This is a genomic window from Paenibacillus sp. A3, from assembly GCF_001399685.1.
Taxonomy (GTDB): domain Bacteria; phylum Bacillota; class Bacilli; order Paenibacillales; family NBRC-103111; genus Paenibacillus_G.
The window spans coordinates 40,958-56,131 of the sequence record NZ_JTHN01000166.1; the positions used below are offsets into that span (position 1 = coordinate 40,958).

Annotated in this window: 25 protein-coding genes; all 25 read left to right on the forward strand. The window is 49.6% G+C overall.

Features of this window, described 5'->3' with window-relative positions; genetic code table 11:
- Nucleotides 1-2 precede the first annotated feature (2 nt).
- The 25 genes from rplE (at nucleotide 3) to QJ48_RS24290 (ending at nucleotide 15,171) form a co-directional block, all read left to right on the forward strand.
- Nucleotides 3-545, forward strand: coding sequence for a 50S ribosomal protein L5 (rplE, locus tag QJ48_RS24170; protein ID WP_054976001.1), 543 nt, complete (start codon nucleotides 3-5; stop codon nucleotides 543-545).
- 51 nt (nucleotides 546-596) lie between these two features.
- Complete coding sequence (locus tag QJ48_RS24175) at nucleotides 597-782, forward strand: type Z 30S ribosomal protein S14 (protein ID WP_010498863.1); 186 nt, start codon at nucleotides 597-599, stop codon at nucleotides 780-782.
- 33 nt (nucleotides 783-815) lie between these two features.
- Nucleotides 816-1,214: a 30S ribosomal protein S8 gene (gene rpsH / locus QJ48_RS24180; protein WP_010498862.1), complete on the forward strand. Its 399-nt coding sequence runs from the start codon at nucleotides 816-818 to the stop codon at nucleotides 1,212-1,214.
- A 31-nt stretch (nucleotides 1,215-1,245) separates the two neighbouring features.
- The gene (gene rplF, locus QJ48_RS24185; RefSeq protein ID WP_054976002.1) at nucleotides 1,246-1,788 is read left to right on the forward strand and encodes a 50S ribosomal protein L6; all 543 of its coding nucleotides are present in this window, start codon (nucleotides 1,246-1,248) and stop codon (nucleotides 1,786-1,788) included.
- Nucleotides 1,789-1,853: 65 nt separating this feature from the next.
- Nucleotides 1,854-2,222 carry a 50S ribosomal protein L18 gene (gene rplR, locus QJ48_RS24190; protein ID WP_054976003.1) on the forward strand — a complete coding sequence of 123 codons (369 nt, stop codon included), beginning with the start codon at nucleotides 1,854-1,856 and terminating at the stop codon, nucleotides 2,220-2,222.
- A 29-nt stretch (nucleotides 2,223-2,251) separates the two neighbouring features.
- Complete coding sequence (gene rpsE, locus QJ48_RS24195) at nucleotides 2,252-2,749, forward strand: 30S ribosomal protein S5 (protein ID WP_010498854.1); 498 nt, start codon at nucleotides 2,252-2,254, stop codon at nucleotides 2,747-2,749.
- 10 nt (nucleotides 2,750-2,759) lie between these two features.
- On the forward strand, nucleotides 2,760-2,948 hold the full coding sequence (gene rpmD / locus QJ48_RS24200; RefSeq protein ID WP_010498853.1) for a 50S ribosomal protein L30: 189 nt from the start codon (nucleotides 2,760-2,762) through the stop codon (nucleotides 2,946-2,948).
- Nucleotides 2,949-2,981: 33 nt separating this feature from the next.
- On the forward strand, nucleotides 2,982-3,422 hold the full coding sequence (gene rplO, locus QJ48_RS24205) for a 50S ribosomal protein L15 (RefSeq protein WP_010498851.1): 441 nt from the start codon (nucleotides 2,982-2,984) through the stop codon (nucleotides 3,420-3,422).
- Nucleotides 3,422-4,723: a preprotein translocase subunit SecY gene (secY, locus tag QJ48_RS24210; protein WP_054976004.1), complete on the forward strand. Its 1,302-nt coding sequence runs from the start codon at nucleotides 3,422-3,424 to the stop codon at nucleotides 4,721-4,723. The genes rplO and secY overlap by 1 nt, the downstream gene beginning before the upstream one ends.
- Before the next feature lie 84 nt (nucleotides 4,724-4,807).
- Nucleotides 4,808-5,458, forward strand: coding sequence for an adenylate kinase (locus QJ48_RS24215; protein WP_010498847.1), 651 nt, complete (start codon nucleotides 4,808-4,810; stop codon nucleotides 5,456-5,458).
- Nucleotides 5,458-6,210, forward strand: a complete 753-nt coding sequence (gene map / locus QJ48_RS24220) for a type I methionyl aminopeptidase (protein ID WP_054976005.1) — start codon at nucleotides 5,458-5,460, stop codon at nucleotides 6,208-6,210. The genes QJ48_RS24215 and map overlap by 1 nt, the downstream gene beginning before the upstream one ends.
- Nucleotides 6,211-6,216: 6 nt before the next feature.
- Nucleotides 6,217-6,525 (forward strand): KOW domain-containing RNA-binding protein, encoded by a 309-nt coding sequence (locus QJ48_RS24225; protein WP_054976006.1) that lies wholly within the window; start codon nucleotides 6,217-6,219, stop codon nucleotides 6,523-6,525.
- 2 nt (nucleotides 6,526-6,527) lie between these two features.
- Entirely contained in the window at nucleotides 6,528-6,746 is a 219-nt protein-coding gene (gene infA, locus QJ48_RS24230) for a translation initiation factor IF-1 (protein WP_009676800.1), read from the forward strand.
- A 47-nt stretch (nucleotides 6,747-6,793) separates the two neighbouring features.
- Complete coding sequence (gene rpmJ, locus QJ48_RS24235) at nucleotides 6,794-6,907, forward strand: 50S ribosomal protein L36 (RefSeq protein ID WP_003333770.1); 114 nt, start codon at nucleotides 6,794-6,796, stop codon at nucleotides 6,905-6,907.
- 16 nt (nucleotides 6,908-6,923) lie between these two features.
- On the forward strand, nucleotides 6,924-7,292 hold the full coding sequence (gene rpsM / locus QJ48_RS24240) for a 30S ribosomal protein S13 (protein WP_054976007.1): 369 nt from the start codon (nucleotides 6,924-6,926) through the stop codon (nucleotides 7,290-7,292).
- 21 nt (nucleotides 7,293-7,313) lie between these two features.
- On the forward strand, nucleotides 7,314-7,709 hold the full coding sequence (rpsK, locus tag QJ48_RS24245; protein ID WP_010498836.1) for a 30S ribosomal protein S11: 396 nt from the start codon (nucleotides 7,314-7,316) through the stop codon (nucleotides 7,707-7,709).
- A 125-nt stretch (nucleotides 7,710-7,834) separates the two neighbouring features.
- A complete protein-coding gene (locus QJ48_RS24250; protein ID WP_025851070.1) occupies nucleotides 7,835-8,779 on the forward strand; it encodes a DNA-directed RNA polymerase subunit alpha in 945 nt (314 codons plus the stop codon).
- Nucleotides 8,780-8,828: 49 nt separating this feature from the next.
- The gene (gene rplQ, locus QJ48_RS24255; RefSeq protein ID WP_010498832.1) at nucleotides 8,829-9,194 is read left to right on the forward strand and encodes a 50S ribosomal protein L17; all 366 of its coding nucleotides are present in this window, start codon (nucleotides 8,829-8,831) and stop codon (nucleotides 9,192-9,194) included.
- 102 nt (nucleotides 9,195-9,296) lie between these two features.
- Complete coding sequence (gene truA, locus QJ48_RS24260) at nucleotides 9,297-10,073, forward strand: tRNA pseudouridine(38-40) synthase TruA (RefSeq protein ID WP_054976008.1); 777 nt, start codon at nucleotides 9,297-9,299, stop codon at nucleotides 10,071-10,073.
- A gap of 157 nt (nucleotides 10,074-10,230) precedes the next feature.
- Nucleotides 10,231-10,668, forward strand: a complete 438-nt coding sequence (rplM, locus tag QJ48_RS24265) for a 50S ribosomal protein L13 (RefSeq protein WP_025851074.1) — start codon at nucleotides 10,231-10,233, stop codon at nucleotides 10,666-10,668.
- An 18-nt stretch (nucleotides 10,669-10,686) separates the two neighbouring features.
- Nucleotides 10,687-11,079, forward strand: coding sequence for a 30S ribosomal protein S9 (rpsI, locus tag QJ48_RS24270; protein ID WP_010498826.1), 393 nt, complete (start codon nucleotides 10,687-10,689; stop codon nucleotides 11,077-11,079).
- 200 nt (nucleotides 11,080-11,279) lie between these two features.
- A complete protein-coding gene (locus QJ48_RS24275) occupies nucleotides 11,280-11,972 on the forward strand; it encodes a phosphoadenylyl-sulfate reductase (RefSeq protein WP_054976009.1) in 693 nt (230 codons plus the stop codon).
- Between the two features lie 30 nt (nucleotides 11,973-12,002).
- Nucleotides 12,003-13,178: a sulfate adenylyltransferase gene (gene sat / locus QJ48_RS24280; RefSeq protein WP_054976010.1), complete on the forward strand. Its 1,176-nt coding sequence runs from the start codon at nucleotides 12,003-12,005 to the stop codon at nucleotides 13,176-13,178.
- Between the two features lie 71 nt (nucleotides 13,179-13,249).
- Nucleotides 13,250-14,005 (forward strand): N-acetylmuramoyl-L-alanine amidase CwlD, encoded by a 756-nt coding sequence (gene cwlD / locus QJ48_RS24285; RefSeq protein WP_054976011.1) that lies wholly within the window; start codon nucleotides 13,250-13,252, stop codon nucleotides 14,003-14,005.
- Nucleotides 14,006-14,064: 59 nt separating this feature from the next.
- Nucleotides 14,065-15,171, forward strand: a complete 1,107-nt coding sequence (locus QJ48_RS24290; RefSeq protein WP_054976012.1) for an Mrp/NBP35 family ATP-binding protein — start codon at nucleotides 14,065-14,067, stop codon at nucleotides 15,169-15,171.
- Nucleotides 15,172-15,174 lie beyond the last annotated feature (3 nt).

Below are 15,174 nucleotides of genomic sequence, written 5' to 3' on the forward strand. Positions count from 1 at the left end.
TCATGGCTGCAAGAATGAAAGATCGCTTTTTGAACGAAATTACGCCTGCCCTGATGCAGAAATTCAACTACACCACGGTGATGCAGGTTCCGAAAATTGAAAAAGTGGTTATCAACATGGGTGTTGGCGAAGCAGTTGCTAACTCCAAAGTGCTCGATACCGCTGTTAACGATCTGCAGTTGATCTCCGGACAAAAGCCGGTTATCACCAGAGCGAAAAAATCGATCGCAGGCTTCAAGCTGCGTGAAAATATGCCGATCGGTGTGAAAGTTACGCTTCGCGGCGAGCGTATGTATCACTTCTTGGATAAATTGTTCAACGTTGCTCTTCCTCGCGTACGCGACTTCCGCGGCGTATCGACCAAGGCTTTTGACGGCCGCGGTAACTACACGCTCGGTTTGAAAGAACAACTCATCTTCCCAGAGGTTGAGTACGATAAAGTGGATAAAGTGCGCGGTATGGATATCGTTATCGTCACAACGGCTAAAACGGACGAAGAGTCCCGCGAATTGTTGGCTCAATTGGGCATGCCGTTTTCCAAATAACATGCTTACGAAGCAAGTTTCCTAATGGAGACTTTGGAGGTGTAAACTGAAGTGGCAAAAACTTCGATGAAGATTAAGCAGCAGCGTCCTCCGAAATTCAAGGTGCAGGCTTACACACGCTGCGAACGCTGCGGTCGCCCGCATTCCGTACTACGGAAATTCAAAATTTGCAGAATTTGCTTCCGCGAATTGGCATACAAAGGCCAGATTCCTGGCGTGAAGAAAGCAAGCTGGTAAACTTTAAGCTCTCGGGAAGGAGGTTCACTACACATGGTTATGTCCGATCCAATTGCAGATATGCTTACACGCATTCGCAACGCTAACGTCGTTCGTCATGAAACTGTCGAAATTCCGGCTTCGAAGGTCAAAAGAGAAATCGCTGAGATCCTCAAGAAGGAAGGCTTCATTCGTGACGCTGAATATATCGAAGACAGCAAGCAAGGCATCATCCGCTTGTTCCTGAAATACGGCCCTAACAATGAGCGCGTTATTACAGGACTCAAAAGAATCAGCAAACCGGGCCTTCGCGTTTACGCGAAAAGCCAAGAAGTGCCTCGCGTACTTGGCGGTTTGGGAATCGCAATTCTGTCCACGTCCAAAGGCGTGATGACGGATAAAGAAGCTCGTCAATCCAAAGCTGGCGGAGAGGTAATCTGCTACGTTTGGTAATCTAGATTTTGAATGAACGGAGGTGCACAACATGTCCCGTATTGGTCGCAAACCGATCACGATCCCAAGCGGAGTAAACGTGACTATTGACAATACACTCATTACGGTAAAAGGTCCGAAAGGCACTTTGAGCCGTGAATTGCATAGAGATATGAAGATCAGCGTTGAGGACAATGTTCTGACCGTAGAACGTCCTTCCGACAATAAATTGCACCGCTCTCTGCATGGTACGACCCGCAGTGTCGTACAAAACATGGTTAGCGGAGTAACTGATGGTTTTGCTAAATCTCTTGATCTCGTCGGCGTAGGTTACCGTGCGAACAAAACCGGCAACAAGCTGGTTCTGAACGTAGGTTACTCCCACCCGGTAGAAATCGAGCCGGAGAACGGTATCGAGTTCGAAGTTCCTTCCAACACTAAAATCATCGTTAAAGGGATCGACAAAGAGTTGGTTGGAGCTACAGCAGCAAAAGTTCGTTCCGTTCGTGAGCCTGAGCCGTACAAAGGTAAAGGTATTAAATACGAAGGCGAGCGTATCCTTCGCAAAGAAGGTAAAGCCGGTAAGAAGAAATAAGGCTGCTTAAGCTGATCGCATAATCCGAACTTCGGATGATCCAACTCGAAAGGAGTGAACCTCGAATGATTACCAAAGGCGACAAAAACAAAGCGCGTTTGAAAAGACATCTTCGCGTTCGTAAGAAAATTCAAGGAACGACGGAACGTCCTCGTCTGAACATCTTCCGTTCCTCTAAGCATATGTACGCACAATTGATCGACGACGTTAAAGGCGTAACGATCGCAGCGGCTTCCACGCAGGACAAAGAGCTCAGAGAAGGGCTCGGAAACGGCGGCAACGCAGAAGCAGCTTCGAAAGTCGGCGCTCTGATCGCTGAGCGTGCAAAAAAAGCAGGTGTCGTGAAAGTCGTTTTCGACCGCGGCGGTTACCTGTACCATGGACGTGTCAAAGCACTTGCTGACGCTGCTCGTGAAGCAGGTCTTGAATTCTAATCCAATTCATCAATAAGGAGGTAAAGGACTTGCGTATTGATCCCAATACATTAGAACTGACTGAAAAAGTCGTTCATATTAACCGCGTAGCTAAAGTCGTAAAGGGCGGTCGCCGTTTCAGCTTTAGCGCACTCGTGGTTGTGGGCGACGGCAAAGGTTGGGTAGGCGCGGGAATCGGTAAAGCTTCCGAGGTACCTGATGCGATTCGCAAAGGTATCGAAGATGCGAAGAAAAACCTGATTCACGTTCCTATCGTCGGAACGACTATTCCTCACATGGTGATCGGACATTTCGGCGCAGGACGCGTATTGCTTAAGCCTGCTTCGAAAGGTACCGGAGTTATCGCTGGCGGCCCGGTTCGTGCGGTTCTTGAACTGGCAGGCGTAGGCGACATTCTGACGAAGTCCCTCGGGTCTTCGAACTCCATCAACATGGTTAACGCTACTCTGGAAGGCTTACAGCGCCTGAAGCGTGCGGAAGAGGTTGCTAAGCTTCGCGGTAAAACCGTAGAAGAACTCTTAGGTTAGGAGGGATACCATGGCTAAGCAACTGCAAATTACCCTCAAGCGCAGCCTGATCGGTCGTCCTGAAACTCAGCGTCGTACGGTTACGGCTCTCGGACTTCGCAAATTGCATCAATCCGTTACACAACAAGACAATGCTGCGATCCGCGGCATGGTTAACCAAGTAAGCCACTTGGTCGAAGTTAAAGAAATTGAAGCTTAAGGTGTTAACATATAGCTAGAGGAGGTGCAAACGATGAAATTGCATGAGCTTTCTTCCGCTCCAGGTTCCCGCGATACGCGCAAGCGTGTAGGTCGTGGTATCGGTAGTGGGATGGGTAAAACAGCTACTCGCGGTCACAAAGGTCAAAACGCCCGTTCCGGCGGCGGTGTCCGTCCGGGCTTCGAAGGCGGTCAGAACCCGCTTTATCGTCGCTTGCCAAAACGTGGATTTAACAACAGATTCCGTACGGAATATGCGGTTATCAACGTAGAGGATTTGAACAAGTTTGCAGCAGGTACGGAAGTAACTCCTGAAGTTCTTTTGGAATCCGGCATCGTGAAAAACCCTAAAGACGGCATCAAAATCTTGGGTAACGGTGAAATCACGGTTCAGCTGAACGTTAAGGCTAGCAAGTTCTCCCAATCTGCGGTAGAGAAAATCCAGGCTGCCGGCGGTAAAACCGAGGTGATTTAATGTTTCGTACCATATCCAATATTATGAAAGTAGACGATCTGAGGAGACGGATCCTGTTCACCCTTCTGGTGCTGATCGTCTACAGAATTGGTGCTTTTATTCCGGTACCTAACATCAACACAGACATTCTCAAGCTTCAAGACCAAGCTAACGCAGGTGGTGTATTCGGCTTGCTGAATACATTCTCCGGCGGCGCGTTGTTCCAGTTCTCCATCTTCGCGATGGGGATTATGCCGTATATCACGGCATCCATCATCGTGCAGCTTCTTTCCATGGATGTCATTCCGACATTCACGCAATGGGCTAAAGAAGGAGAAGTCGGCAGAAAGAAGTTAAGCCAGATCACCCGTTACGGGACCATTGTGTTGGGGATCATTCAAGCCTTTGGTCTGGCGATCGGATTTAACCGTCTATATGCCGGTCTTGTGATCAATCCGAACTTTACGACGTATGCGTTGATCGCGATCGTACTTACGGCTGGGACTGCTTTTCTGATGTGGTTAGGGGAACAAATCACCGAAAATGGCATTGGAAATGGTATTTCCATTATCATCTTCGCAGGGATTGTTGCGGCAATCCCGACTGGCATCGGACAAATATACCAAACGCAATTTGCAGATGCAGGCGGCGCGCTCTTCCTTAACATCTTGAAGGTCGTTATTATTGCCGTCGTGGTCATTGCCTTGATCGCCGGTGTGATTTTCGTCCAGCAGGGCGTTCGTAAAATTCCGGTGCAGTATGCAAAACGGGTGGTAGGACGCAAAATGTTCGGAGGACAGTCGACGCACATTCCGCTTAAAGTAAACGCGGCTGGCGTCATTCCGGTCATCTTCGCGCTTTCGCTGTTAGTGTTTCCTCCGACGATTGCAAGCTTCTGGAGAGGTAACGCTGTGGCGGAATGGATTATCACCAACTTGAACTACACGCATCCGCTCGGTATGGTGCTGTACGTTTTGTTGATCATCGGCTTTACGTATTTCTACACGTTTGTACAGATGAACCCTGTGCAAATGGCGGATCAGATGAAGAAAAATGGCGGATATATTCCAGGCATCCGTCCGGGCAAAACCACCTCGGTTTACTTGACGCGAGTCATGACCCGAATCACATTGTCCGGTGCGCTTTTCTTGTCTGCCATCTCGATCCTTCCAATGATTATCGGTTCTGTGGCTGGGCTGCCGAACTCCGTTACCATTGGCGGAACGTCTTTGCTGATCGTTATCGGTGTAGGACTTGAGACGATGAAACAAATCGAGAGCCAACTGATCAAACGCCACTACAAAGGCTTTATTAATAAATAGCAAATAGGTACTGATAGTGAGCTTTAAACTATCGGCACCTATTGTGCTGTTAGTATCGATAGATGCCAGTGGGGAGGAAGTCTGATGAACGTCATCTTTATGGGGCCCCCGGGTGCAGGAAAAGGTACTCAGGCGGAACGAATCGTTGATGAGTTTCAAATTCCGCATATTTCTACGGGAGACGCCTTTCGGCTGGCGATGAAGCAGGAAACGCCGCTCGGGCTCGAAGCGAAGAAGTATGTGGATCAAGGTTTGCTCGTACCGGATGAAATTACGATCGGGATCGTTCGCGAACGCCTTCAGCAGCCGGACTGCAGCAAAGGCTTTTTGCTGGACGGTTTTCCAAGAACCATCTCCCAAGCCGAAGCCTTGGATGAGATTGCGGCTTCGCTGGGTAAAACCATCGAGCACGTGATCAATCTGAAAGTGGATCGGGATTTGCTGCTTGCCCGTTTGACAGGTCGCCGGATCTGTAAATCCTGCGGAGCTACGTATCATGTCTTGTTTAACCCTCCTGCACGTGAGCATGTTTGCGACAAATGTTCTGGTGAGTTGTATCAACGTTCGGATGACACCGAAGAAAAGGTAGGGACTCGTTTGGACGAGTATACCAATAAAACCGCTCCGCTTCTGGAGTATTATCGTAACAAGGGAATATTGCGTGAGGTTAACGGTGAGCAAGAGATTAATACGGTTACTGCACAAATCAGTTCACAATTGCGGGGGCTTGCGTAATGATCATCTGTAAGTCAGCTGCTGAATTGGAATTGATGCGGGAGGCGGGACGGATTGTCGCCGAAACGCATCGGGTGCTGCGGCAAGCCATTCAGCCCGATATTACAACGAAACAGCTCGACCAGATCGCAGAAGATTTTATTCGCAGTCAGGGCGCAATTCCGTCTTTTAAAGGCTACAATGGTTTTCCTGGCAGTATTTGCGCTTCGGTCAACGACGAACTGGTTCACGGCATACCCAGTCAACGAAAGCTTAAAGACGGTGACATCATCAGTATCGACATCGGTGCAGAGTACAAAGGATATCATGGGGATTCCGCATGGACCTACGGTGTTGGCGAGATTTCCGATACGGCCCGCAAGCTGCTCGAAGTAACCGAAAGGTCGCTTTATGCAGGACTTGCCGAAGCCAAGCCGGACGCCAGACTGTACACGATATCCCACGCCATTCAAAAAGTGATTGAAGATGAAGGTTTTTCGGTTGTTCGGGAATACGTAGGACATGGCATCGGAACGAAGCTCCATGAGGAGCCACAGATTCCGAACTACGGCATTCCAGGGCGCGGTCCGCGGCTGAAGCCCGGTATGGTACTTGCAATCGAACCGATGGTTAACGTGGGCGAACGTTATGTGAAGACCCTCGAAGACAATTGGACGGTTGTGACGGTGGATGGCACACTGTGCGCGCATTTTGAGCATACCATAGCGATTACGCCGGACGGCTACGAGATTTTTACGCTGCCCGGTAAGTAAAGCACGATGGCAACATCGAACATGCCCCAGATCGGACAAATCGTAAGGGTGAATCGGGGACGGGAATCCGGATCGTACGCCGTCATAATCGGCGTCGTAGACCAACGGTACGTGTGGATTGCAGACGGCGGAAAACGGAGATCAGACGCACCCAAAAAGAAAAACATGATTCATCTTGAGCTTCTGCCGGCGATCAGCAGCGAAGTGGCTGATAGTATAATGACTACCGGTCGAGTCACCAACGGAAAGCTGCGGTTTGCATTGACGAAGTATGCGGACCATGAATCAGCGAAAGCGCAAGAGAAAGGAGAATGACTGTGGCCAAAGAAGATGTGATTGAAGTTGAAGGTACAGTGATTGAACCTCTTCCGAATGCAATGTTTAAGGTTGAACTGGAAAACGGTCATAAGATACTTGCTCACGTATCCGGTAAAATCAGAATGCACTTTATCCGGATCCTGCCCGGCGATAAAGTGACGGTCGAGCTCTCGCCCTATGATTTGACCAGAGGCCGTATAACCTATCGTTTTAAATAAATGTACGAAGTAAGTTTTCTCACGAAAACTTTGAGGAGGTTAACACCATGAAGGTTAGACCGTCGGTCAAGCCGATTTGCGAAAAATGCAAAGTCATTCGCCGCAAAGGGAACGTTATGGTAATCTGCGAAAATCCGAAACATAAACAAAAACAAGGTTAAGGAGGTGCTGTGTTAAATGGCACGTATTGCTGGTGTAGACTTGCCTCGTGACAAACGAGTAGTAATCGCGCTGACCTACATTTTCGGGATCGGTAACACGACTGCTCAGAAAATTGTCGCTCAAACCGGTATCAATGCCGATACTCGCGTTCGCGATTTGACGGAAGACGAAGTAAGCAAAATCCGCGACGTCATCGACAAAACGCTGAAAGTGGAAGGCGACCTGCGTCGTGAAATCGCACTGAACATTAAGCGCCTGATCGAGATCGGCTGCTATCGTGGTGTACGTCACCGCCGCGGCCTGCCTGTTCGCGGTCAACGTACTAAAACCAATGCTCGTACGCGCAAAGGTCCTCGTCGTACGGTAGCTAATAAGAAAAAATAGTAAAGGGGGGTAACCTTTTAAATGGCTAAACCTAAAAAAGTCGTTCGTACAAAACGTCGTGATCGGAAAAATATCGACTCCGGAGTGGCTCATATCCGCTCTACGTTCAACAACACTATCGTAACCATTACCGACCCGCACGGAAATGCAATCTCCTGGGCAAGCGCTGGTAACCTCGGGTTCAAAGGCTCGCGTAAAAGCACTCCGTTTGCTGCGCAAATGGCTGCCGAATCCGCGGCAAAAGCTGCTATGGAGCATGGCATGAGAGCAGTTGAGGTTATGGTTAAAGGACCGGGTGCAGGTCGCGAAGCTGCGATTCGTTCGCTGCAAGCTGCAGGTTTGGAAGTAAACCTGATTAAAGACGTAACCCCGATTCCTCATAACGGTTGCCGTCCTCCGAAACGTCGTCGTGTCTAATTAGGATTGCTAAGTCAAGCGGTATATTATTCCAAAAGTTGTGAATACTATTTGGATAGGCATACTGCGCGTTTATACGTCTTAAGTTATCCAAAGGGAAACGACGTTTTAAGGAGGGTGTAACCATGATCGAAATCGAAAAGCCGAAAATAGAAACCGTATCATTGAGCGAAGACGGCACCTACGGCAAGTTTGTCGTAGAGCCATTGGAACGAGGCTACGGAACGACTCTTGGGAACTCGCTTCGCAGAATTTTGCTTTCGTCTTTGCCGGGCGCCGCTGTGACGTCCGTGCAAATCGACGGCGTGCTGCATGAGTTCTCTACGGTTCCTGGCGTCATGGAAGATGTTACGGAGATTATCCTGAACCTGAAAGGACTGTCGCTCAAGATTCACTCCGACGAGGAGAAAGTGCTTGAGATTGATGCCGAAGGCGAAGGGGCTGTTGTGGCTGGCGATATTCGCGGCGATAGCGATGTGGAGATCTTAAACCCGGATTTGCACATTGCTACGCTGTCCTCCGATGCAAGGCTGCATATGAGAATTCATGCGAACCGCGGCCGGGGATACGTATCGGCAGATAAGAACAAAAAAGAGGATCAGCCGATCGGCGTGATTCCGATCGATTCGATCTACACTCCGATTACTCGTGTCAATTACAGCGTAGAAAACACTCGCGTCGGTCAAGTTACCAACTATGATAAGTTGACCCTTGAAGTTTGGACGGATGGAAGCATCCGCCCGGAAGAAGCTGTAAGCTTGGGCGCCAAAATTTTGACGGAGCATCTGATGCTGTTCGTCGGTCTGACCGACGAAGCCAAGGACGCCGAGATTATGGTGGAGAAGGAAGAGGACAAGAAGGAGAAAGTTCTGGAGATGACTATCGAAGAACTCGACCTCTCGGTTCGCTCCTACAACTGCCTGAAGCGCGCCGGCATCAACACGGTGCAGGAATTGATTACGAAAACGGAAGAAGACATGATGAAGGTCCGCAACTTGGGTCGCAAATCTCTGGAGGAAGTTCAAGAGAAGCTCGAAGAGCTTGGTCTTGGCCTGAGAATGGAAGATTAAGTCTTAAGTCGCGCACCTCTGACCAATCAAGCAGAAGGAGGTTGCTCACATGGCATACCAAAAGTTGGGTCGTGACTCCAGCGCGCGTAAAGCTTTGTTTCGCGATCTGGTAACCGACTTGTTCATACATGAGCGCATTCAAACGACGGAAGCGAAAGCCAAAGAACTTCGTTCCATCGCAGAAAAATTGATCACCTTGGCAAAACGTGGTGACTTGCACGCACGTCGGCAAGTGGCTTCCTTCGTTCGTCGCGAAGCGGCTAACGAAAACCAAGATGCGATTCAAAAGCTTTTCTCCGATCTGGCTCCTCGCTACGCTGAGCGTCAAGGCGGCTATACCCGCATTTTGAAGCTTGGACCTCGTCGCGGCGATGCTGCTCCAATGGTTTACTTGGAGCTTGTAGACCGGGCTTAAGAGAAAAAGGATGGGAAAGGGTGGACGGGATCTTACGATTCTGATGAAACCCTTTTTTTTGTAGGATCGAAAATTTCGTTTTTCCAAGCACGGAGGACTGCCGTGAGAAACATCTGCATGACGGTATCCTATGACGGAACGGCTTATCATGGCTTCCAGACACAGCCTCAGAAGATTACGATTCAACAGTGCCTGGAGCAAGCTTTGCGTCAGCTCACCTTCGAGGAGATCAAAGTGACGGCTTCGGGGCGCACCGATGCGGGGGTTCATGCGCGGGGACAGGTTTTTAATTTTCAGACCGGTTCTCAAATCCCGATTGAACGCTGGTGCATGGCGATTAACTCACGATTGCCGGATGATATTGTGGTATGGGATGCTAGGGTGGTGCCGGATGATTTTCATGCCCGAAGGTCCGCTAAGCGCAAGACGTACCGATATACGATGCGATGCGGGAAATATCCGGACCTGTTTAAGCAGCATACGGAGTTTCATCATCCGACTTCCCTTGATATAACGGCCATGCAGGACGCGCTGAGCTGCTTTGTCGGCGAGCATGACTTCACTTCGTTTTGTTCGAGCCGATCTTCGGCGGAAAGCCATGTTCGCACGATCTTCGAAGCTCGCTTGGAGTGCGAATCGATGGAGCCGCACTTACAGTCGTACGCTATCCACATTTATTTGACCGGCAGTGGTTTCTTATATAATATGGTGCGGATCATTGTAGGTACCTTAATTGAGGTTGGCGAGGGGAAGCGGAGCCCGTCTAGTATTCGCGACGTATTGGCGGCGAAAGACAGGGCTTTGGCAGGGCCGACGGCGATGGCGCACGGGCTTATGCTGTGGGAAGTTTTTTATGGAAAAGATGCGCCAAATGCTTGATTACTGCACGCCAATGTAGTAAAATAACAGATGGTGTTTCTTATGACTGGCTACCCCACGGCCCCGGGTCAATGAAACGGCCAACCAACTTGTTATAACCTATAACCATGATAAATGAATGACCTGTGATGAAGATAGATTTAGGAGGAACATTAACATGCGTACCACATATATGGCGAAGCCTAATGAAGTTGAACGCAAATGGTACATCATCGATGCTACCGATAAGACGCTCGGACGTCTGGCCAGCGAAGCGGCAAGCATTCTGCGCGGCAAACATAAGCCTCAATTTACTCCGCATGTAGACACTGGCGATTTCGTTGTCGTCATCAATGCTGAGAAAATCGTTTTGACAGGTAAAAAACTGCAAAACAAAATGTACTATCGTCACTCCCTGCATCCGGGCGGTCTGAAAGTGACCTCGGCTCAAGATATGCTGAACAACAAGCCTGAGCGTATGTTGGAACTGGCGATTCACGGTATGCTTCCGAAAAACCGTTTGGGCAACCGCCTGAAAACGAAGCTTAAAGTGTATGCAGGTTCGGAACATCCGCATCAAGCACAACAACCTGAAGTTTGGGAACTTCGCGGTTAATAAAGGGAGGACTGTCTTGTGGCACAAGTACAATATTATGGCACCGGTCGTCGTAAGCATTCGGTAGCACGTGTACGTTTGGTACCGGGCGAAGGCCGTATCGTTATTAATAAACGCGAGCTGGACGAATACTTTGGTCTGGAAACGCTGAAATTGATCGTAAAACAACCGCTTAACCTGACTGAAACATTGTCCAAGTACGATGTATTGGTTTTGGCTCATGGCGGCGGGATCTCCGGACAAGCCGGCGCGATCCGTCACGGGATTTCCCGCGCTCTGCTGAAAGCAGACCCGGAATTCCGCGGCGCCCTGAAAAAGGCGGGCTTCTTGACTCGTGACCCGCGGATGAAAGAGCGTAAAAAGTACGGCTTGAAAGCTGCTCGTCGCGCTCCTCAATTCTCCAAACGTTAATATCGACACAACGAACCTTTCCGATTCACGTCGGAAAGGTTTTTTTTTATTTTCACCAAACAAGCCCGAAAGCAATAATATAAGGCAGAAGCCTAGACAAAATTTTAAATTGACAAAAAGGGTCCACCGATTATAATTAAAATAAATAAAATAAAACACATATTTATACTCGGAATTAAAATGCTGGAGGTGCGAAAAACATGAATTTATTTGAGAAAGAGGAATTAATTCGTCAAGCAGCAGAGGATTTTGAGTCTCAAAGTCCGGAGGCACTTTTATCCTGGGCGGTAGAAAGGTTTCCCAATATCACTTTAGCCTGTAGTTTCGGAGCAGAGGACGTCGTATTGGTCGATATGCTCCAGAAGGTTAGTCCGAAAACGGATATCTTTTACCTGGATACGAACGTGCATTTTCAGGAAACCTATGAAACCCGCGACCGCTTGCAGCAGCACTATGGAGTCGAATTCGTTCAAGTGCTCCCGAAGCTTACGCTGAAGGAGCAGGCGCAGCAGTTTGGCGAAGAACTGTGGAAGAGCGCTCCGAACCAATGCTGTAATATCCGCAAAGTCGATCCGTTAACGGATATCCTCAAAAACTACGATGCCTGGATCACAGGAATTCGCCGTGACCAAGCTCCGACACGCGCCAATTCCAAGAAGGTCGAATACGACGTGAAGTTCGGTCTTGTTAAATTCAACCCGCTCGCCAGTTGGACACCGGAAGATGTATGGAGTTATATTCGAAGCAACAACATTATTTACAACCCGCTTCATGATCGGAACTACCCAAGTATCGGCTGCGAGCACTGTACTCGTCCGGTAGCGGTGGGTGAGGACCCGAGAGCGGGCCGTTGGGCCGGATTCGAGAAGACGGAATGCGGACTTCATAAATAAGTAGAGAGGGTAATAGGAGGAGCAATAGCGATGGGAGAAACCATTCGACCGCACGGTGGAACGCTCATTAATCGGGTGATTGAGGGCGAGAAAAAAACAAGCCTGCTGGAGCATGCCGCAACGTTATATTCGATTAAGATCGACGCATGGACGATTTCCGATCTTGATTTGATCGGTGTCGGCGCTTTTTCGCCGCTTACAGGCTTTTTGGGTGAACAGGATTATCATTCGGTCGTGGAACGTATGCGCTTGGAAGACGGAACGGTCTGGAGCATTCCGATTACTTTAGCCGTTGAGCCGCAAATCGCCAGTAACCTTGCGATCGGACAGGAAGCAGCGCTTGTAGGGGCCCAGGATGGCATCGTCTACGGCATTATTGAAGTCCAAAGCATCTATCATGTCGACCAGCGCAAAGAAGCGCTGAACGTATTTAAAACCGACGACGAAGCGCATCCCGGCGTTCAGAAGCTGTTCTCCAGACCGTCAACCTATGTGGGCGGACCGATTCAAGTATTAAACCGTCCGAAGCCGGATAAATTCGAGGAGTTTTACTACGATCCGGCCGTAACGCGGCGGATTTTTTCCGAGAAGGGCTGGAAGACCGTAGTCGGCTTTCAGACCCGGAATCCGGTTCACCGGGCACACGAATACATTCAAAAAAGCGCGATGGAAATCGTTGATGCGCTCTTCTTGAACCCGTTGGTGGGCGAGACCAAGTCTGACGATATATCGGCGGATGTCCGGATGCGCAGCTATTTGATCCTGTTGGAAAATTACTATCCGAAGGACCGCGTATTTTTGGGCGTATTCCCCGCAGCGATGCGCTATGCCGGGCCGCGTGAAGCGATATTCCATGCGATGGTTCGCAAAAACTACGGCTGCACGCATTTTATTGTAGGGCGTGATCATGCGGGCGTAGGCGACTATTATGGAACGTATGAAGCGCAGGAAATCTTCGGAAATTTCACGCCAGAAGAGCTTGGCATCACACCGCTGTTTTTCGAGCATAGCTTCTTTTGCACCAAATGCGGCAACATGGCTTCCAGCAAGACGTGTCCGCACGGCAAAGAAGACCATCTGCATCTGTCCGGAACAAAAGTTCGTGCGCTGCTGCGTGACGGCCAATGCCCGCCACCTCAGTTCACGCGGCCGGAAGTGGCGGAAGTGTTGATCGAAGGTATGAAAGACCCTGAATATCAGGTGTAAGCATCAGGTATAATTGTCCACCTCGTCCCATAAGATGAAAGAGAGTCTAGGGATGTGAGGTGGATTTTTTCATGTTCGGAAAAAGAAAGAGGGTCGTCGTTTGGCTGACCATGCATAGCGGAATCAAAATCGTCATGTCAGCCTTGTTGGTGGCGCTCATGCTGTTCATGTTCACCTACGAGCTCCCATCCACCAAAACATGGACGTATTGGACGATGCCGCTGTCCGGCAAAATCATCGCATTGGATGCCGGGCATGGCGGGCCGGACGGAGGCGCTCGAAGTAAGGACGGGCTGGAGGAGAAGGATGTCAATTTGGCCATTGCCTTGGCCCTTCGGGATTATTTGCAGCAGTCGGGAGCATTGGTGGTCATGACCCGGGAGGACGACCGGGATCTGGCCGCTCCGGAAACGAAAGGGTACAGTAAACGCAAAACCGAGGATCTGCTGAAACGAGCCGAGTTTGTTACCAAACAAAAGTCCAATCTATTCGTCAGCATCCATCTGAACAGTATCCCGTCCCCCCGCTGGTCGGGTGCACAGACGTTCTTTTATCCGAATCATGCGGACAATTCGACCTTGGCAACGTTGATTCAGGAGGAAATGAAAAGGAACTTGAAAAATACGGATCGGGTCGCGAAGCAGGCCGACAAAGAAATCTATTTGCTCAAAGCGATGACCATTCCAAGCGCTCTCGTCGAAGTCGGATTTTTATCCAATCCGGGTGAAGCTCAGCTGCTTCGGGATCCGGTTTATCAGAAAAAGATAGCGACTTCCATTTATCAAGGCATTCTCCGGTACTACTCGGGTGAAAAAGTGGGCTCCTGATGAATTTGTGGTATAATATACCGCAGTAGAACTTAACTATGGATCGCCGAGGTGACATCGTGATAACCAAAGAACAATTGCTGGCTTCCGTAAGCCAGCTGAAGGACCTGGAATTCGGCTTAAGCTTGGTTGATTTGAATTTTATTCGCGATATCATGATTAAAGAACTACATGTGTCGGCTACCGTACTGCTGTCCAGTGATAACGAACCGTACAAGCAGCAGCTGCAGGATCAGGTTGCTGAGGCTTTCAAACAAGCGGGCGCCACGGACGTTCACCTGCGCTTTCGGCTGCTGTCCGAATTCGAGCGCAACGAAGCGGCGCGCAAGGCTCAAGAATCCGCCTCTGTTCACGAAAAAAACGAACAACCTTCCGAGCCTTCCGTCAACGTGCTTGACCCGCAATCGGGAGTGCGTTTTATTGCTATCGCGAGCGGAAAAGGCGGCGTCGGGAAATCGACAGTCACGGTCAACTTGGCTGTAGCGTTAGCGAGATTAGGGAAGAAAGTCGGCTTGGTCGACGCCGACATTTACGGATTTAGCGTTCCCGACATGATGGGAATCGAAGAAAAGCCGCAGCTCGTGAACAACCATATTATTCCGGTTGAACGGTTCGGCGTTAAAGTGATTTCCATGGGCTTTTTTGTCGAAGAAAATACACCGGTCATTTGGCGCGGCCCGATGCTGGGGAAAATGCTTCGCAACTTCTTTAACGAAGTGGAGTGGGGCGAGCTTGACTATATTCTGTTGGATCTGCCACCGGGGACGGGAGATGTGGCCCTTGACGTCCATCAGATGATTCCGCACAGCAAAGAAATTATCGTTACCACGCCTCATGCTACAGCCGCTTTTGTAGCGGCCCGAGCCGGAGCGATGGCTATTCATACGGAGCATGAGATTATCGGTGTCGTCGAAAATATGTCGTACTATGCCTGTGGCAAATGCGGCAATAAAGAATATGTGTTCGGTCGTGGAGGTGGAGGCAAGCTGGCTGAGGAGCTACATACGAAGTTGTTGGCGCAAATTCCTCTCGGAGTTCCGGACAACCATGTGGCCGAACCGGATTATTCTCCTTCGGTGTACAAAGCTGATACCGAAACGGGACTCATTTACCGCGATATGGCAGTGCAAGTGATTCAACAGCTAGAGGAAAAAGGATCAGCCTGACGA

Bases quoted from the DNA above. Each gene is read 5' to 3' on its own strand.
- rplE (WP_054976001.1), top strand. From the start codon at position 3: ATGGCTGCAAGAATGAAAGATCGCTTTTTGAACGAAATTACGCCTGCC.
- rpsH (WP_010498862.1), top strand. From the start codon at position 816: ATGGTTATGTCCGATCCAATTGCAGATATGCTTACACGCATTCGCAAC.
- rplF (WP_054976002.1), top strand. From the start codon at position 1,246: ATGTCCCGTATTGGTCGCAAACCGATCACGATCCCAAGCGGAGTAAAC.
- rplR (WP_054976003.1), top strand. From the start codon at position 1,854: ATGATTACCAAAGGCGACAAAAACAAAGCGCGTTTGAAAAGACATCTT.
- rpmD (WP_010498853.1), top strand. From the start codon at position 2,760: ATGGCTAAGCAACTGCAAATTACCCTCAAGCGCAGCCTGATCGGTCGT.
- rplO (WP_010498851.1), top strand. From the start codon at position 2,982: ATGAAATTGCATGAGCTTTCTTCCGCTCCAGGTTCCCGCGATACGCGC.
- secY (WP_054976004.1), top strand. From the start codon at position 3,422: ATGTTTCGTACCATATCCAATATTATGAAAGTAGACGATCTGAGGAGA.
- QJ48_RS24215 (WP_010498847.1), top strand. From the start codon at position 4,808: ATGAACGTCATCTTTATGGGGCCCCCGGGTGCAGGAAAAGGTACTCAG.
- map (WP_054976005.1), top strand. From the start codon at position 5,458: ATGATCATCTGTAAGTCAGCTGCTGAATTGGAATTGATGCGGGAGGCG.
- QJ48_RS24225 (WP_054976006.1), top strand. From the start codon at position 6,217: ATGGCAACATCGAACATGCCCCAGATCGGACAAATCGTAAGGGTGAAT.
- rpmJ (WP_003333770.1), top strand. From the start codon at position 6,794: ATGAAGGTTAGACCGTCGGTCAAGCCGATTTGCGAAAAATGCAAAGTC.
- rpsM (WP_054976007.1), top strand. From the start codon at position 6,924: ATGGCACGTATTGCTGGTGTAGACTTGCCTCGTGACAAACGAGTAGTA.
- rpsK (WP_010498836.1), top strand. From the start codon at position 7,314: ATGGCTAAACCTAAAAAAGTCGTTCGTACAAAACGTCGTGATCGGAAA.
- QJ48_RS24250 (WP_025851070.1), top strand. From the start codon at position 7,835: ATGATCGAAATCGAAAAGCCGAAAATAGAAACCGTATCATTGAGCGAA.
- rplQ (WP_010498832.1), top strand. From the start codon at position 8,829: ATGGCATACCAAAAGTTGGGTCGTGACTCCAGCGCGCGTAAAGCTTTG.
- rplM (WP_025851074.1), top strand. From the start codon at position 10,231: ATGCGTACCACATATATGGCGAAGCCTAATGAAGTTGAACGCAAATGG.
- QJ48_RS24275 (WP_054976009.1), top strand. From the start codon at position 11,280: ATGAATTTATTTGAGAAAGAGGAATTAATTCGTCAAGCAGCAGAGGAT.
- sat (WP_054976010.1), top strand. From the start codon at position 12,003: ATGGGAGAAACCATTCGACCGCACGGTGGAACGCTCATTAATCGGGTG.
- cwlD (WP_054976011.1), top strand. From the start codon at position 13,250: ATGTTCGGAAAAAGAAAGAGGGTCGTCGTTTGGCTGACCATGCATAGC.